Origin of the sequence: Spirosoma rhododendri (genome assembly GCF_012849055.1) — a bacterium.
Classification (GTDB): Bacteria; Bacteroidota; Bacteroidia; order Cytophagales; family Spirosomataceae; genus Spirosoma; species Spirosoma rhododendri.
The window spans coordinates 1,550,573-1,567,531 of the sequence record NZ_CP051677.1; the positions used below are offsets into that span (position 1 = coordinate 1,550,573).

Sequence of the window (16,959 nt, forward strand, 5' to 3'; positions counted from 1 at the left end):
CCGCTGCGGTTTTTCGCGCATACCGCCCTGGCTCCGTATCTTCACGGCGGAATTAATACCCCGCCAATCGCCATTTAGTGGATACCCTCGCAATAGTTGTTCTGAATTACAACGGTCTGCCATTTCTGCGCCGTTTTTTACCCGCACTCCTGGCGCAGGCCGACGGCCACCCTGTTTACGTAGCTGACAATGCCTCAACCGACGGGTCTGTATCCTGGCTGCGGCTACAATTTCCGGCCGTTCGGGTTATTCAGCTGGAAACCAACAATGGCTACGCAGGAGGGTACAATCAGGCGCTGGAACGAGTCAGGAGTGAATACGGTGGGGCTACCTACTATGCGCTGGTCAACTCCGATATTGAAGTTACACCCAACTGGATTGCGCCCGTACTTCAATTACTGGAAGGCGATTCAGCAATTGCTGCCTGTCAGCCAAAAATTCGGTCAGAGCAGCAGCGGGAGTCGTTTGAATACGCCGGTGCTGCCGGCGGCTATCTCGATTATTTAGGCTATGCGTTCTGCCGGGGCCGCGTGTTCGACGTGCTGGAACCCGACACCGGGCAGTACGACGACAATCGCCCTGTGTTCTGGGCTACCGGTGCCTGCCTGTTTGTGCGGGCCACTGTTTTCCACGAAACGGGCGGCTTCGATTCGGCTTTCTTCGCGCACATGGAGGAGATCGACTGGTGCTGGCGTGTACAGCGGCTGGGCTACTCCGTCTGGACCTGTGGCCAATCGACAGTATACCACGTTGGCGGTGGAACACTACACAAATCCAATCCGCACAAGACGCTGTTAAACCACCGCAACAGCCTGTACATGTTGTACAAAAACTGGCCTGCCGACGGCTGGTTTCTAAGCAAAGTATTCATGCGGTTGGTATTCGACGGCTTGTCGTCGGTGCTCTACCTTGCCGCCGGGCAATGGGGCGACATCGGGGCTGTGCTCAAAGCGCATGGCGCGTTCTACGGACATCTGCCTACCCTGAACAAGCAACGTCGCCAGCTAAAGCAACAGGAAAAGCAGCGGGCAAACTTATACGAACGAAGTCTGGTCTGGCAGTACTTTGGCAAAGGCCACCGTCGATTCAGTCAGCTGGACAAGTAAGTTACAACTCCCAGATAGTGGGGTGCGCGTGCCGACGCAGGTGTTTGTTCATCTCCAGCCAGAACGCCATAATCAGGTACAGTATAACCGGCGATCCCAGCGTTAGGAACGACGTGTATATAAAGTACAGCCGGATGCTGCTGGCTGAGATATTCATGCGTTCGCCCAGGATGCTGCAAACGCCGAACGCCTGTTTTTCAACGAAATACCGAAGTTTGTTCATAGCTGTTAGTGGAACGTACAAAACGTATAGACGTTAACGGTATTGCGCAAAGCTAACAAGGCTGTGCCGTACAATGTTTGCCGTTTAGAAAGAAATTCATACAGATTTACGTAAAAAGAGACAAAAAATTATTGCCAATCTATTGACATTGGAACAATTTCATTTATTTCGTATTTCAGGCTTGCCGGTGATTTCTAGTGGATTACCAGCTGCCTGAAACCGCAAAGTCCGTGCCGTGCCATTTAGGTGTTTCGTTGAAGTATGCTAGGTGCCAGTTCCGTGTCTTTTGTCAATCGCTAACCCTTTGTCCTTTTATTTATTAACTATTCAATTGTTTATGCAGACAGGTGTAGTAAAATTCTTCAACGAAAGCAAAGGCTACGGATTTATCGTTGAGGATGATTCAAACCGGGACATTTTTGTCCACGTTACAGGCCTGAATGGTATCACCATTCGGGAAAAAGACCGCGTTCAGTTTGAAGTTGTCGACGGTAAGAAAGGATTAAACGCCGTAAAAGTGAAGAAAATCGAGGGCGAATACTAGTCAACAGATGTCGCTTGTGCATATAAAAAGCCCGTCCGGATGCCAGACGGGCTTTTTCATTTATGGTAAAACAAAACTTGATAAAGCTAAGCCAGGTAATTGCCGATTCCGACAATGACGGAGGACAGGATCACGGTTAGTATACCAATACGAATGGTTCGCATAGTTGCCGCGTTCGAGCCTCTCCACTCGTGCAAATATAATCCCCAAAAACTGCTAAATGCAATAATAAAAGCCATATGTAGTGTCCAGCCGGAGAAGCGGTACTCGCCCATCTTGCTGTCGCCCATGCCGTAGAAGAAGAACTGAAAGTACCACGTAACCCCCGCAATCGCGCAGAACAGGATATTTCGGGCAATCGGAGCCGATAAATTACGGTAGTCCTTGTACGTCTGATTCTTCATATTCAGGTAGATCGACCAGATGGCGTTAGTGGTTAAACCGCCGAGCAGGATAATCACCAGCGGGGCGTTGTTCATGAACAGCGGATCGGCCCCGAAGCCAACGGCCCGCTCCGAAATCGACTGCCCGGCCGTCAGCCCGAAGGAGAAGCAGGCGCTCATAATGCCCGAAAATACGGCGACCATGAACCCTTTGCGCAGATCGAACTCGGCGATGGCGGCTTTCTTCTCGGCTTCCGGCTGTGTCTTTTCCTTCATCATCCCGGCTACCCCGCAGATCGTAATGCCGAGTACGCAAACGGCCAGCCCCGCCATGATGAACTGTCCCGACGTGGTACTGACAAGATTACCAAACTGCCCCAGCCAGATCGGCGGCACCAGCGTGCCGAACACGGCGCAAAGCCCCAGTACAACGGCCATACCCAGCGATAACCCCAGATAGCGCATCGACAGCCCGAAGGTCAGGCCGCCGAATCCCCAGAGCACGCCCCAGAAATACGTCCAGAGCAGCGTTTCGGTGGGCGTTTCGCGCAAAATCTGTAATAGGTGCGGTACGGTAAGTAGCCCGAGTACCCAGGGGGCAATTACCCAGGAAAAGATACCGCCAACGAGCCAGTAACTTTCCCAGGACCAGCTTTTTACCTGTTTGTAGGGTAGATAGAAACTGCCGGAAGCGAAGCCCCCCAGCGCATGCAAGACAACGCCCCAAATGACGGCCATAGGTTGTAGAACGGTTCAGGTTTAGGAATGGAATCAGAAGTAGAGAAACGAAAAAATGGGCTGCGCTACGCCGGTTTGTGCATCGGTGCGTCGACCGGGCGAAGCTGAACCAGATTGTCGGGTAGGGGCAGCGGGTTCCAGTTATCGTGAATTGCGAGGGCCGCACCGAGGGCGGTTGCCTGCGCGACCGATGCCGCCGAGACGTTTAGCTGCGGAAAGGCCGACGCCAGCAACGCCATATAAATCGGGTTTTTGCTGAATCCCCCATCAACGAAAATGCGGTCGACGGGGGAGCGGTGCAGTACCAGTTCAGTCGAGATGAGCTGCTGCGCTACGATGTCATGGATCAGTTGGTGGTACGCCTGTTCGTAGGTGTCGAAGTCAGTCAGGTCGCGCCGGATAAACGCCGACTGCACTAGCACGGCCGGTTGTTTGGTCGTTAGTGGGTCGGGGATGGGCTGCACCGGGCGGGTGGGTAGTTCATCGATCAGCGACGGGTCGTAGGGCACCTGTTTGTAGGTGTCGACGGGGACGCCGAAATGTGCGGCCAGTCGCTGCACCTGCTGTTCGTGTTCGTAACCGGCAAAGAGCCGCGATGCCTTCACCGGTTGGCCCTGATAGTTCAGGAAGCACAGGCAGTCGTATTGCAGTTCTTCGGCCGTCAGCGGCTGGGTATTGAACGGGTTCAGGCTAATGCACCACGTGCCCGTCGAGATAAGCACGAACGGTTCGCTGAAACTCGCCAGATACGGAATCAAAGCCGCCGACGAGTCGTGCAACCCGACGCCTACTTTCATCGGCTTGCCGTATACGACCGTATCCATCACCGCATTTCCCGGAAACAGCGGGGCCAGTTTCTGATCCAGTTGCTCGGCCGTAACCCAGCCGTGGTACTGCTGCCGGTCGAAATTCCACAGCGCGGTGTGGCACCCAATGCTGGTCAGGTCGGCGTGGAACTGCCCGGTAAACAGCGAACTCACGTACTGCGGTAAATGCAGCGCGTACCGCATCCTAGCGAATAAATCCGGCTTCTGATGGCGAATCCGGTACAGAGCCAGCCCCGAATTCAGATTTCCCAGCGCGGGCGATGCCGTTTCCACTGATACGCGTTCTTCCGGACCATACGCCAAATAAAATTGCCGCGACAGCTCGTCCGGGTAGGCTTTTAAATAATTGTACAAAGGCCCCACTGCCTGACCCTGCGCATCGACACAGACCAGACTCGCGCCGTAGGTCGAGAAATTCAGGGCCTTCACGTCGAACTGCGGCTTAGCCAATACATCCTGCAACGCCTGCTGTACCCAGTTCGTCAGGTGATCGACGTCTTCGCACGGGTCACCATCTTCGTCCACTGTTTCGACAAACTGCGTGCTCGTTTCCCAGACAATATTGTATTGCCGGTCGAAGAGAAACAGCTTCTTATTGGTCTTCCCAATATCAAAAACAGCGACGTGCATGGCCAATGATTGAGTGATTGAGTGATTAAATGATAGAATGACTGAACGATGTGGCTATTCTATCATTCAGTCACTCTATCATTCAATCATTCAGTTAGAGTCCCGTGGCGATGGATTTGGCTCCGCGCTCCTGAATGAGTTGGTCGCGGATGTTGAGGTTGCGGTAGAGGGCCAGGGGGTGTAAGGCACCACCCGCCCGGCGACGGGCTTCGGCCGCCAGTGGGCGAACGTCGGTGCGGAAGGCGTCCTGCAACAGTTCCTGCGCCTGCACGACGTCGTTGGCGTCGCGGGCGGCTTCCAGCGCGTCGCGGTCGACGAGCAGGGCCTGCGCGTAGGCGAGTTGGATGGCTTCGACGCTTTGTAACAGGTCTTCGAGCGGGTCTTTGACGTTGTGGCTCGCGTCGATCATCCAGCCGAGGTCGGTGGCGTGGTTCATGCCCCGCGCGTCCATCCCGCCGACGAGTTCGTTGAAAATCAGGAACAGTTGGTAGGGCTTGATGCTGCCTGCCGTCAGGTCGTCGTCGCCGTATTTCGAGTCGTTGAAATGGAAACCACCCAGCTTACCTTCCATCAGCAGTATCGCGACGATCTGCTCGATATTGGCGTTGGGTAGGTGGTGCCCCAGATCGACCAGCGTGTAGGCTTTCGGGCCGAGTTTGCTGGCGTACAGATAGCTGCTGCCCCAGTCGCCAACGGTGGTCGAATAGAAGTTCGGCTCGAAAGCTTTGTACTCGACAAACATTTTCCAGTCGTCGGGCAGGGCCGCGTAGATGTCCTGCAAACCGCCCAGCGTCCGTTCAAACGCCTTGCGGAAGTTTAGTTGACCGGGGAAACTCGACCCGTCCGACAGCCAGACCGTCAGCGACTTGGAGCCCAGATCAACGCCGTGCCGGATTACGTCGATGTTGTGGTCGATAGCCTGCTGCCGCACCGCCCGGTCGACGTGCTGCAACGAGCCGAACTTGTAACTTTCCTGCTGATCGGGCTGATCCTGAAACGTGTTGGAGTTGACCGCGTCGAAAGCCAGTCCGTAGCTGTCGGCGAGTTGACGGATGGCCTTCGGGTCCTGCGGAATGTCCCACGGAATGTGCAAGGAGATAGCTCCGCTCGCCCGGTTCAGTGCGTGCAGCAAACCCACGTCGCTGATTTTTTCCTCGAGATTGCGCGGCTCGCCCCCGCCGGGAAATCGGCCAAAGCGGGTGCCGCCGGTGCCAAGTGCCCAGCTTGGAATGGCGATCTGAAACGCCACTAATTTTTCGATGATCGTCTCCGTCTGCTCAACGGAATCAGTCCAGGGGGCCAGCAATTGCCGGTGCCGGGCTACCCGGTCGGCGTTGTGGCTGGCAATGGTGTCGGTAGTAAGGTTCATAGGTTTGGGCGGTAGTGAGTGGCAAGTTGACAAGTAGCCTGCGGAGCAAGTAGCCTGGACCGGTCCGCCGGTGCGGTCCACGTCCGGGTGGGCGCGAAGCGACCTAAAAGCTGCCGCCTACGCGGGTTGCCCTACCGGGCACCCGGACCTGGAGGTCCAGGCTACTTCTCGATTGGCTATACGTTAGCGGACGAAGGCCATGGCGACACCGCCGTCGACGTTGAGGACGTTGCCGGTAGATTTATTGAGCAAGCCGCCGACGAAGGCGAAACAAGCATTAGCAATATCGTCGGGCAGGATGATCTCGTTGAGCAGCGTCCGTTTGGCGTAGTAGGCGGGGAGTTCCTCGACTGTGACGCCGTAGGCTTTAGCGCGCCCTTCGGCCCAGCCACCCGCCCAGATGTTCGAGTCGGAAATGACCGCGTCGGGGTTGACCGTGTTGACGCGGATGCTATCGCTACCCAGTTCGGCGGCATTCAGACGGCTCAGGTGCAGTTGAGCCGCTTTCGCTGAGCCATAGCCCGCGTTGTTCGGTCCGGCAACGAGCGCATTTTTCGAGACGATGTTGATAATGTCGCCCCCCATGTCCTGCTTGCGCAGCACCTCAACGGCCGCTTTCGTCACCATGAACTGGCCCTTCACCAGAATGTCGTACAGTCGGTCCCACTCGTCGATGGTATGTTCTGCAATCGGCTTGGAGATGCTGATACCCGCGTTGTTCACAACAATATCGACCCCGCCAAACGCTAGACTAGCCGCCGACAGCGCATCCTGAATGCTGGTGTAGTCGGTCACGTTCAGCGTCGTCGTGGCGACAGCGTCTTTGCCGAAGGCTTTGGTAAACTCGGCCTGCGCCCCGTCGAGCCGCTCCTGATTGATGTCGTTCAGTACGACGCAGGCCCCTTCCTGCGCGAATTTTTTGGCGATGGCTTTACCGATACCGCCCGCACTACCGGTAATCAGCGCGATTTTGCCCGACAGCGGTTTGGGCTTCGGCATTCGTTGCAGCTTGGCTTCTTCGAGTAGCCAGTATTCGATGTCGAAGGCTTCCTGCCGGGGTAGCGAGGTGTACTCCGAAATCGCTTCCGCGCCCTTCATCACGTTGATCGCGTTGATGTAGAATTCGGCGGCTACGCGGGCGGTCTGCTTGTCTTTTGCGAAGGTAAACATGCCCACGCCCGGATACAGCAGCACGACCGGATTGGCGTCCCGGATGGCGGGACTGTTGGGGTGCTTGCAGGTGTTGTAATAGTCCTGATACATGGCCCGGTACTGCTCAAACGCGGGCGTCAGTTCGGTGCGCAGGGCCGGTCCGTCATTCAGGTCGGCGTCGGCGGCAAGGGGCAGTACCAACGGGCTGATTTTCGTGCGCAGGAAGTGGTCGGGGCAGGAGGTACCCATCGGGGCCAACCGGTCCAGATCATTCGAGTTGATAAACTCCAGCACCCGCTCGTCATCGGTGAAGTGACCGATCATGTGGTGTTCGCTCGAACACAGACCGCGCAGCACCGGAGCTAGTTTGGCGGCCTGCGTTTTCCGCACGTCGGCGGGCAGGCTCTCACGCTTGGAGCCACCAAATACAGGCCGGTCTTTGCCATAGTTGTCGGCCAGGTACTCAGCGCAGCGTTCGACCACTTCCAGCGTGTTGACGTAGCTTTCGTAGGCCGTGTCGCCCCACGTAAACAGCCCGTGCGACCCAAGCATGATGCCGCGAATGCCGGGATTCTGCTCGACGCATTCGGCCAGTTTTAGCCCCAGGTCGAAGCCCGGCCGCTGCCAGTCGACCCAGCCGATGGTGCCGTTGAACAGCTCCTGCGTGATGCGCTTGCCGTCTTTGGCGGCAGCGATGGCAATGGCTGCGTCGGGGTGCAGGTGGTCGATGTGTTTGTAAGGCAGAAAGCCGTGTAGGGGCGTATCAATCGACGGGGCTTTCGACGCCAGATCGAAGATGCAGTGGTTGAATAGCTCGACCATTTCGTCTTCGTGTTCGATACCCCGGTAGATGTTTTTCAGACTCCGCAGCCGGTCGACGTACAGCGCGGCCAGACCGCTGCGGGTGAGCGTGCCGATGTCGCCACCGGAGCCTTTCACCCACATCACTTCGGTCGGCTGACCCGTCAGCGGGTCGGTGGCCATTGCTTTGCAGGACGTGTTGCCGCCCCCGTAGTTGGTCAGGCGGAGATCGGCACCCAGCAGGTTCGAGCGGTAGATGAGCAGGGCTACTTCGTCGCCTTCGAGTTCGGCGGCTTTGGCGTTGTCCCAGAGGTAACTGACGTGGCGAAATGTGTTTGGCGAAGCAATCATAAAAAAACCGTCAAAAAAGGTACGGTACTGAAGCGATCAGGTTATACAGCGTTGCGTAAAGTAGGGCGGTTTGCGAGAAAGTGCCTTCCCCTACTTGCCTACTATTGGTGTTAAGTTTCCGGTGCGTCAGAGCGATTTTCGCACAACCAGCCGGAACGGATTTTCGATATGCTGGCAGGTATTGTTCAGCACGAGCTGCGCGGCCGTCTTGCCCATCTGCGCAAAATCTGTCGACATAACCGTGATGCCGTCGAGCAGGATTTCCTTCAGGGGCGTTTCGTTGTACGACAGAATTCCGACCTGCTGCCCGACGGTGTAGCCCGTATCCTTTATCTTCTTGATGAGTGTCACGAGGTCGTCTTCCATCAGGTTGATGTAGGCGTTGCCAGGTGTAATGGCTTCATCGGCGATGTCGCGCACGACGCGGGCGACGAAGCCGTGTTCGTAGCAGAAGCGGTAAAAGCCGTTCAGAATGGCTTTCGGATGGTAGGTTTCAGCCGGAAACAGGATGTTGAGCTGACTGTATTTGCGCAGTAGCGGCAGGGCTTCGGTCAGCGCGTGGATCAGGTCTTTCTCGAAGTTCTGCACCACCGACGCGTACTTGCCCGTAATGCCGTCGATCAGTTTATCGAGTACGACGAGTTTATGCTTAGGCAGTTGGTTTATCAGCTCGCGGGCCTGCTCGGTATCATTGAAAAAATGGGAGATGATGACGTAGTGCGAGTGGCGCGTGCCTTCCTTGCGGATAATGTCGCGAAAGAGCCGGAAGTCGTTGTTGTAGATGAAAAAGTCGATGGGCGTATCGGTGCCCAGTTCGCTGACAAACGAGTCATAAATGATTTTTTTGTGGGCACTCAGCTTGTTGAAGAGCAGGAAGATTTTCAGGTTCCGGCCCAGCAGCGTGTGGTTGATGTAGTACCCCTTACCTTTCACCGCCACCACAATGTCCTGCTCCTTCAATAGGTCGTAGGCTTTCTCGACCGTTCGTTTGGCTACGTCGAATTCGGCACTGACTTCGTGGATGGATGGTAATTTGTCGCCCGGCCTGATATCCTTCGTCTGAATCCCGCTGACAATCGAGTTGACCAGTTGCTGATACTTCGGAACACTCAGTGAATCAACGATATCGATACAGTCAAGCATGGCTAGTTGGCGTTAGAGTGACTGAGTAAGGAGGCACTTAGTAGCGAAATTTACTGATTTAGCAAGGAATTTGTGGGGATGAAGCAGGTATAGGTAACTGTTTAAATTAGAATTGTTCAAATTTACGGACGATTGTAGCGGTCCGAGTCGGTAGATTATCCTACTGCCTGACTCTATTATCTGGACGGCTCCGCTGTCCGTACGTTTACATCATAGGTTATAGAAGATCGGAAAGCCCCTGTCCGCCTGGACGTGGGTTTTCTTGTTTATAACCAACGCTGAATAAACTGGCTGAACGTGTCTTTATACTGATCGCTGACGGGAATCGTGACCGCGCCGATCTGCACGGTATTGCGCGACACGGCATCAATCCGATCCAGCGCGACGATAAACGAGCGGTGTACCCGCATGAACTTCTGCGTAGGTAGTTTTTCTTCCAGTGATTTCAGACTCGTCAGTGATAGTAGCGGCTTGGTGGGGTCGCTCTGCCGGTACACCTTCACGTAATCTTTCAGCCCCTCGATGTACAAAATGTCCTGATACGCTACCCGTACCAGCTGGTATTCAACTTTCAGAAACAGATAGTCATCGCTGGCCTCGGCGGGTGCAGCCGGGAGGGGGGCGACGGGCAGCGGCTCGCTGCGGTGTATCAGCTCGAAGTACTGCCGGGCTTTGTTGGCAGCCCGTAAAAATTCTTCGTAGTTGAATGGCTTGAGCAGGTAGTCGAGCGCGTCGACGCGGAAGCCGTCCAGCGCAAACTGATCGAAGGCGGTGGTGAAAATAATCCGGGTGACGTGATTCCCGCGCTGACTCCGTTCCAGCACCCGGGCCAGTTCCAGCCCCGTCAGGTCGGGCATCTGAATGTCGAGAAAAATCAGGTCGACGGGCGTGGTAATCAGCGCCTGCAAAGCGGCTACGGCACTGCTGTAGCGGCCGGTTAGCTTGAGAAACGGGGTCTTTTCGATGAACGCACCGACCAGGCCCAGGGCCAGCGGCTCATCGTCGACAGCAATGCAGTTTAGTGTCATGACAGGTTCAGGGTTAACAGTACGTCATACTCCCCCGCCGGATTGTGCGAGTCGATAACCAGTTGATACTGACCGGGGTACAGCAGGTCGAGCCGACGGCGGGTATTCGTCAGGCCAATACCGTTGCCAGCCTCCAGCGACGGTTTTTGATTCATAAACACCGTGTTGCGCACGTTGAGCAGTAGCTGGTTGGGCTGTTGCTGAATCGAAATTGTGATCTGACTTGGCTCCAGCGCACTAACGCCGTGCTTGAACGCATTCTCGACAAAGGGCAGCAAAATCATCGGCGCGATGGGCTGATCGTGCAGGGGCGTCGGCGTTTGTATCGTGAGCTGTACCTTGTCCGTCAGTCGAAGCTGCATCAGCTGGATATAGTCGCTGACAAAGGCGATTTCTTTACTCAGCAGCGTCGTACCCGACTGGGTTTCGTAGAGCACGTAGCGCATCATCCGCGACAGCCGGTGGATGGCTTCCTGCGCCAGTTCGACATCGAAGGAGGTCAGTGCGTATATGTTGTTGAGTGTGTTGAAGAAGAAATGCGGGTTGATCTGCGCTTTCAAAAAAGACAATTCCGAACTGGTGCGGGCCTGCTCGAGCGCGAGTCGACTGTTGGCGTCGGCCTGCCATTTCTGCACCAGCGACAGGCTGGTACTGATGCCCAATACCAGCACGATGGTGAACAGGGCGGGTTGAACCCAGCCATAATACCGGGGTTCGCCTTTCCCGTCGGGGTGGAAGATGCGGTGGAATTTAATCGGCAGGTCCAGTCCCATCTCGATACCCCACAGTATGAAGATAACCACGCCGATCGTACCCAGCAGAGCCAGTCCGTACGACCCCGTTTTTTCCCGCAGCAGCAAGCGGGGTACCAGCACGTTGGCGTTCAGGTAGAACGTGCCAATTGTCATTGCCTGAAACAGTACCTGTCTGATCCAGAACTCAGGCGGCATCCTGATCTCGTTGTTGAACGATTGCGAGAAAAACAGCAGATAACTCAACAGCCCCCACCCCAGCCAATGGCTCAGCAGCGTAACGTAGCGACGGGAAAAGAGGGGAGTAGCCATAGTCAGTCGGAAAGCTACAAGTTTACAGTGAATTCGTAACGACGTCGGAATCAATCGGCTGGCGCGTCAAATCTGTCGATGGTTACCCCGTTTGAACCGACGAATAGGCCAATCTGAACCGATACGTGGCTAAAACGGCGTTCGTCGGGCAAAACGGGGAATTTGCCGACGTTCCCGGCTGCATAGTCTATTGCATTTTCTGAACCGGTGGTGCCGCTGTTGTTTTGATGCATCAAGTACGAAATCGACCAGACCATGTATACACGACTTTTCCTCCTGCTCCTGTCGCTCGGACTTAGCGGCAGTCTGACACAAACGGCTTACGCTCAGTTTGGTGGCCCTCCGGGCGGTGGTCCCGGTGGCTTCGGCAATAACGAAAGGCAGAAGAAAGAATTTACTGGTGTTGCGGACGATGCACCGAAAGGTAACGGTAAACTGACGGGCGTATTAATCGACTCCACCTCGGGCAAGCCCGTTGAATTTGCGACAATCGCCCTCATCAATACCAAGACGAACAAACCCGTCGACGGAACGACGTCGGATGCTAAAGGGGCATTCTCGATGACGAAGCTGGCACCCGGCGATTATCGGCTGCAATACTCCTTCATCGGCTACAAAAACTCCGATTCGAAAGCGTTTACGATTGCCAAAGGCACCGAAATCAACATGGGCTCGGTGAAAATGGCGGCCGACGTTCGGACGCTGGGCGAAGTTAACGTGGTTGGGCAGGCGGCTATGATCGAAGAAAAGGTCGACCGGCTGGTGTTCAACGCCGACAAAGACCTGACCTCGAAAGGGGGCGACGCGTCGGACGTATTGAAGCGGGTACCTATGCTGTCGGTCGATCTGGACGGTAATGTTAGCCTGCGCGGAAGCAGCAACATTCGGGTGTTGATCAACAACAAACCCAGTACCATCGTCGCGGCCAACGTTGCCGACGCGCTGAAGCAAATCCCGTCGGACATGATCAAGACGGTCGAGGTCATTACCAGCCCATCGGCCAAGTACGATGCTGAGGGTGCCGCCGGGATTATCAACATCGTGACGAAGAAGAACACGCTGCACGGCCTGACGCTGAACGTAGACGCCGGCGCAGGATTGCGGGCGTCGAACCTGGGGTTGAACGGGTCGTACCGGCAGGGTAAGCTGGGCATTACGCTGGGCGGTTTCGGCCGGGCCATGTACAACCGGGCGTCGTCGACCCTGGATCAGACAACGCTCGTCGGGACGCAGCTACAGCGCACCAGTCAGCAGGCTACGTCCTTCGATAAGCCCGTGTTCGGGCAATACACACTCGGATTCGATTACGATCTGGCTAAAAATCAGTCACTGGCGGCCAACGTGCGGTTCGGTACGCGTAACTTCGTGCAGCAGCAAACGCAGTTGACCAATTCTTACCTCAGTGATGCGCTGCAATACATGACCAACCGCGACGTAAACCGGAAGGATTTATCGAACTCGGTGGATATGAACCTCGACTATGTTCGTACGTTCAAGCCGCAGCAGGAGTGGACCATTTCGACGCAATACAGTCGCACGGGTCTGGTCAATAATTTCTACGCCGACCTGCTCAATCAGACGGGTTCGCTGACGGGGCGTCAGCAGAATATTAATAACAACACCAACCAGGAGATCACGTTTCAGAGCGATTACCAGACGCCGATCCGCAAAAATCAACTGCTGGAGTTCGGTGGTAAAGCCATCATGCGGCAGGTGAATAGTGCGTATCAATATCTGGTCGGGACTGGTGAAAGCGCGTTGATCAGAGACCCCAATAATCCGTCGGGAACGCTTAACTACAACCAGAATATCGGGGCGGGCTATGTGTCGTACACCTACGTGACGCCGAGCAAATACACGTTCAAGGTTGGTACCCGCTACGAATACACGGGTATTCAGGCAACGCAGTCGACCGAGCAGCAGGCCGCCCGTCAACTCGCCATCCCCGATTACGCCAACCTCGTACCAAGCATTAACGTCTCGAAAACGCTGACGGGTGGCACAACGCTGAAAGCCGCTTATAACCGCCGGATTCAACGGCCGGGTCTGCAACAGCTGAACCCCAACCCCAACTACGCCAACCCCCAGATGGTAATGGTGGGTAACCCAACGCTGCGCCCCGAACTGACCGATAACGTCGAACTGAGCTACAGTTCGACGATCAAACGGACGTATATCAACGCATCGGTTTTCGGGCGGCTGACCAACAATGCGATCTCGCAGATTCGGATTCCGTCGGACACGCTGGCGGGTGGTATCATCACGACCTTTCAGAATATTGGTGTACAGCGAACCACTGGAGCGAACATTTTCTTCAACACGACGCTGACGCCGAAATGGACGCTGAACGGCGGTATCGACGGCTACTATGTATACATGCAGGGGCAGACGCCCGATGCGACCGGCCGCTCGATTACGATCAACAATTCGGGGATTAGCCTGGGCGGTCGCCTGATGAGTCAGTTGACATTGAACAAAGGCTGGAGCGCGCAACTGTTCAGCTTCTTCCGGGGACCAAGTCCGCAGTTACAGGGCACGATGGGTGGCTTTTATATGTACTCGCTCGGCGTTCGGAAAGACCTCGCCAACAAGCGCGGCAGCATTGGCCTCGCGGGCGAGAACTTTATCGGCAACGGCGTGACGATGCGCACTACGCTCGATTCTCCGCTGATCTCGCAGGTCAACGTTAATCACCTCTACAATGCCAACGTCAAGGTGACATTCACTTATCGCATCGGTAAGATGACGTACGAAGAAAACCGCCGGAAAGGTAAATCGGTCAACAACGACGACGTAAAAGGCGACGGCGGTAGCGATCAGCAGCAAAGCGCCCCTGCCGGTGGCGGACGGCCCCGATAGTGATTGTCTCAGACAGCATCTTGCTGTCATTGGCTTAGCCAATAATGGCACATACGACAGCAAGATGCTGTCTGAGACAAACTTGTACAATCAACTCATTAACAGTAGTATACCCCGTTCGATTTCTTTTTTAATTTTAACCAACCAACAGTACACTTACTATGAAAGCAATTGCCCTCTCTATTGCCGCTCTGTTGACCGTTTCGGTCGCCAGCGCCCAGACCTGGACGGTCGACAAGGCCCACTCGAAAGTAGGCTTCACCGTGACGCACCTCATGCTGAGTGAGGTCGACGGTAATTTCAAAACGTTTGATGCGAAACTGACAGCTAGCAAGCCCGATCTGTCGGACGCCGTTGTCGAGCTGACCGCCGATGTGAACAGCATCAACACCGACAACGAACGGCGCGATGGTCATTTGAAAACCCCGGATTGGTTCGATGCAGCCAAATACCCGACGATCACGTTTAAAAGCACGTCGTTTCAGAAAGTAGAGGGTAAGAAGTACAAGATGATGGGCAACCTGACGATGCACGGCGTCACCAAGCCCGTCATGCTCGACGCCGTTCTGACCGGTCCCGTTACGATGGATAGCCCACGTGGTAAGATGGAAAAGGCGGGTCTGAAAGTAAACGGTACCATCAAGCGCACCGACTTCGGCGTTGGCTCGTCGGGTGGTGCGGTTGTCAGCGAAGAAATCGAAATCAAAGCTGCCGGTGAGTTCGCTAAGCAGGATGCGGCTATGGACGAGAAGAAGTAACGAAACTAATTTTCAACACAAATGCCCCGACTCACAGGATGAGTTGGGGCATTTGTGTTAATGGAAAATGGTATCAGAGCATTCTTTTTGAACTACAAACAGTGGGGCCGGGGCGGGTTCCCGATACCACTGTTGAATTGGCTAATGTCCCCGACAGCTTCCAGCTGTCAGAGCCGTCAGGCTAATTTGACGTGCCCTGTCCAGCCGTGAACGTCGGCGATGGTGGGCATCGGTATATCGAGTTTCAGGCGTTTGCGGGCACCGCCGAGGTCGTTGAACAGCTTGTTCGGGCTGGTAGCGCGTAGTTGCTCAACGGTCAGGATGTTCATCTTTTGCAGCGCCGGAATCCAGCCGGCCGGTACGCCAGCCGCGAGGAAATCGGCTTCGCCCGACTGCTCCAGCTTCTTCTCCGGCCGCATCTGCGGGAAAAACAGCACGTCCTGAATCGACGGTTGGTTGGTCATAATCATTGCCAGCCGGTCGATACCCAGCCCGACGCCTGCCGTGGGGGGCATTCCGTATTCAAGGGCGCGGAGGAAGTCTTCGTCGAGCATCATCGCTTCTTCGTCGCCCCGCTCGGCCAGCCGAAGCTGCTCTTCAAACCGTTCGCGCTGATCGATGGGATCGTTCAGCTCCGAGTACGCATTGGCGATTTCTTTCCCGTTACAGATCGCTTCAAACCGCTCGACCAGTCCGGCTTTGCTCCGGTGCTTCTTGGTCAGGGGCGACATCTCGACGGGGTAATCCGTAATGAACGTCGGCTGAATCAGGTTGGGTTCGCAGGCATCGCCAAACAGTTCGTCGATCAGTTTCGACTTACCCATCGACGAATCGGTTTTGATACCCCGGTCTTCGGCTACCTGCCGCAGTTGCGCTTCGTCCATCGCCGACACGTCGACGCCCGTGTATTCCTGAATCGCTTCAAACATTGTCAGCCGTTTCCAGGGCCGCTTAAAGTCGATCACGTTTTCGCCCACCGTCACTTTCGTTGTACCGGCCACGTCGATAGCTACCTTCTCGACCATCTCCTCGATGGTGTCCATCATCCAGAGATAGTCTTTGTAGGCCACGTAAAATTCGACCTGCGTAAACTCCGGGTTGTGGGTACGGTCCATGCCTTCGTTGCGGAAGTCTTTGGCGAACTCGAACACCCCGTCGTAGCCACCCACGATCAGCCGTTTCAGGTACAGCTCGTTGGCAATCCGCATATACAGCGTCATGTCGAGCGTGTTGTGGTGCGTCTGGAATGGGCGGGCCGTGGCACCCCCGTGGATAGGCTGGAGAATCGGCGTTTCGACTTCCAGATACCCTTTCTGGCTCAGAAACTGCCGGATCGAGTTGACCAGCTTCGTGCGCTTCACGAATACGTCGCGCACCTGCGGGTTCACGATCAGGTCGACGTACCGCTGCCGGTATCGCTGTTCGGGGTCGGTGAAGGCGTCGTAGGTTTCTTTTTCGCCTTGCTCGTTCACCACTTCTTTCACCACCGGCAGGGGCCGCAGCGACTTGTTCAGCACCGTAAACGACTGCACATACACCGACAGTTCGCCGGTCTGCGTCGTAAAGACGTAGCCTTCGATGCCGATGATGTCGCCGATGTCGAGCAGCTTTTTGAAGACCGTGTTGTACAGCGTCTTGTCGTCGCCGGGGCAGAGGTCGTCGCGCCGGAAGTACAGCTGCATCCGGCCGGTTGAGTCCTGCATTTCGGCAAACGATGCGCTGCCCATAATGCGGAAGCTCATCAGTCGGCCTGCGAGCCGGACGGTGTTCCAGGGGGTCTGGTCTTTGAAGTCGAGGTGGGGCTGGTAGCCGCCCTGCGTATCGGCACCGGTCTTATCGGCGAAGGCGTCGCGGAGCTGGGCAATGGTATGGGTAAGGTCGAAGAGCGGGGCGGGGTAGGGGTCGATACCCATCCGCATCAGTTCTTCCCGCTTCTGTCGGCGGTTTATCTCCTGTTCACTCAGTAGCATAGCAGTCAGTCGG

General features: G+C 55.6%; 13 protein-coding genes. 4 read left to right on the plus strand and 9 right to left on the minus strand.

From position 1 onward, the window contains the following. Positions 1-77: 77 nt before the first annotated feature. Positions 78-1,106, plus strand: a complete 1,029-nt coding sequence (locus tag HH216_RS06230) for a glycosyltransferase family 2 protein (RefSeq protein ID WP_169550002.1) — start codon at positions 78-80, stop codon at positions 1,104-1,106. A 1-nt stretch (position 1,107) separates the two neighbouring features. Here the strand turns inward: HH216_RS06230 and HH216_RS06235 are convergent, their stop codons facing one another. Next, positions 1,108-1,329: a PspC domain-containing protein gene (locus tag HH216_RS06235; RefSeq protein ID WP_169550003.1), complete on the minus strand. Its 222-nt coding sequence runs from the start codon at positions 1,327-1,329 to the stop codon at positions 1,108-1,110. 337 nt (positions 1,330-1,666) lie between these two features. On the opposite strand from HH216_RS06235, the gene HH216_RS06240 reads away from it, so the two are divergent. Continuing rightward, positions 1,667-1,873, plus strand: coding sequence for a cold-shock protein (locus HH216_RS06240; protein WP_169550004.1), 207 nt, complete (start codon positions 1,667-1,669; stop codon positions 1,871-1,873). Between the two features lie 86 nt (positions 1,874-1,959). Here HH216_RS06240 and rhaT read toward each other — a convergent pair whose 3' ends face one another. The 7 genes from rhaT to HH216_RS06275 all read right to left on the minus strand — a co-directional run bounded on the left by rhaT (position 1,960) and on the right by HH216_RS06275 (position 11,359). Continuing rightward, positions 1,960-2,994 carry an L-rhamnose/proton symporter RhaT gene (rhaT, locus tag HH216_RS06245; RefSeq protein ID WP_169550005.1) on the minus strand — a complete coding sequence of 345 codons (1,035 nt, stop codon included), beginning with the start codon at positions 2,992-2,994 and terminating at the stop codon, positions 1,960-1,962. 65 nt (positions 2,995-3,059) lie between these two features. Next, on the minus strand, positions 3,060-4,451 hold the full coding sequence (locus tag HH216_RS06250; protein ID WP_169550006.1) for an FGGY-family carbohydrate kinase: 1,392 nt from the start codon (positions 4,449-4,451) through the stop codon (positions 3,060-3,062). A 94-nt stretch (positions 4,452-4,545) separates the two neighbouring features. Further along, positions 4,546-5,820, minus strand: coding sequence for a sugar isomerase (locus tag HH216_RS06255; protein ID WP_169550007.1), 1,275 nt, complete (start codon positions 5,818-5,820; stop codon positions 4,546-4,548). A 183-nt stretch (positions 5,821-6,003) separates the two neighbouring features. Beyond that, on the minus strand, positions 6,004-8,124 hold the full coding sequence (locus HH216_RS06260) for a bifunctional aldolase/short-chain dehydrogenase (protein WP_169550008.1): 2,121 nt from the start codon (positions 8,122-8,124) through the stop codon (positions 6,004-6,006). 126 nt (positions 8,125-8,250) lie between these two features. Then, positions 8,251-9,267 carry a GntR family transcriptional regulator gene (locus HH216_RS06265; RefSeq protein WP_169550009.1) on the minus strand — a complete coding sequence of 339 codons (1,017 nt, stop codon included), beginning with the start codon at positions 9,265-9,267 and terminating at the stop codon, positions 8,251-8,253. A gap of 266 nt (positions 9,268-9,533) precedes the next feature. Further along, entirely contained in the window at positions 9,534-10,295 is a 762-nt protein-coding gene (locus tag HH216_RS06270) for a LytR/AlgR family response regulator transcription factor (protein WP_169550010.1), read from the minus strand. Then, a complete protein-coding gene (locus HH216_RS06275) occupies positions 10,292-11,359 on the minus strand; it encodes a sensor histidine kinase (protein ID WP_169550011.1) in 1,068 nt (355 codons plus the stop codon). Before HH216_RS06275 ends, HH216_RS06270 begins: the two co-directional genes overlap by 4 nt. A gap of 255 nt (positions 11,360-11,614) precedes the next feature. Between HH216_RS06275 and HH216_RS06280 the strand changes: the two genes are divergently transcribed. Together HH216_RS06280 and HH216_RS06285 are read left to right on the plus strand one after the other, a co-directional pair. Next, positions 11,615-14,218, plus strand: a complete 2,604-nt coding sequence (locus tag HH216_RS06280; protein ID WP_169550012.1) for a TonB-dependent receptor domain-containing protein — start codon at positions 11,615-11,617, stop codon at positions 14,216-14,218. A gap of 161 nt (positions 14,219-14,379) precedes the next feature. After that, entirely contained in the window at positions 14,380-14,976 is a 597-nt protein-coding gene (locus tag HH216_RS06285) for a YceI family protein (RefSeq protein ID WP_169550013.1), read from the plus strand. 176 nt (positions 14,977-15,152) lie between these two features. On the opposite strand, the gene lysS is transcribed toward HH216_RS06285, so the two are convergent. Next, a complete protein-coding gene (gene lysS, locus HH216_RS06290) occupies positions 15,153-16,946 on the minus strand; it encodes a lysine--tRNA ligase (protein WP_169550014.1) in 1,794 nt (597 codons plus the stop codon). Positions 16,947-16,959: the final 13 nt, after the last annotated feature.

Coding starts and splice junctions, on each gene's coding strand:
- HH216_RS06235 (WP_169550003.1), bottom strand. CDS start 1,329: ATGAACAAACTTCGGTATTTCGTTGAAAAACAGGCGTTCGGCGTTTGC.
- HH216_RS06240 (WP_169550004.1), top strand. CDS start 1,667: ATGCAGACAGGTGTAGTAAAATTCTTCAACGAAAGCAAAGGCTACGGA.
- rhaT (WP_169550005.1), bottom strand. CDS start 2,994: ATGGCCGTCATTTGGGGCGTTGTCTTGCATGCGCTGGGGGGCTTCGCT.
- HH216_RS06250 (WP_169550006.1), bottom strand. CDS start 4,451: ATGCACGTCGCTGTTTTTGATATTGGGAAGACCAATAAGAAGCTGTTT.
- HH216_RS06255 (WP_169550007.1), bottom strand. CDS start 5,820: ATGAACCTTACTACCGACACCATTGCCAGCCACAACGCCGACCGGGTA.
- HH216_RS06260 (WP_169550008.1), bottom strand. CDS start 8,124: ATGATTGCTTCGCCAAACACATTTCGCCACGTCAGTTACCTCTGGGAC.
- HH216_RS06265 (WP_169550009.1), bottom strand. CDS start 9,267: ATGCTTGACTGTATCGATATCGTTGATTCACTGAGTGTTCCGAAGTAT.
- HH216_RS06270 (WP_169550010.1), bottom strand. CDS start 10,295: ATGACACTAAACTGCATTGCTGTCGACGATGAGCCGCTGGCCCTGGGC.
- HH216_RS06275 (WP_169550011.1), bottom strand. CDS start 11,359: ATGGCTACTCCCCTCTTTTCCCGTCGCTACGTTACGCTGCTGAGCCAT.
- HH216_RS06280 (WP_169550012.1), top strand. CDS start 11,615: ATGTATACACGACTTTTCCTCCTGCTCCTGTCGCTCGGACTTAGCGGC.
- HH216_RS06285 (WP_169550013.1), top strand. CDS start 14,380: ATGAAAGCAATTGCCCTCTCTATTGCCGCTCTGTTGACCGTTTCGGTC.
- lysS (WP_169550014.1), bottom strand. CDS start 16,946: ATGCTACTGAGTGAACAGGAGATAAACCGCCGACAGAAGCGGGAAGAA.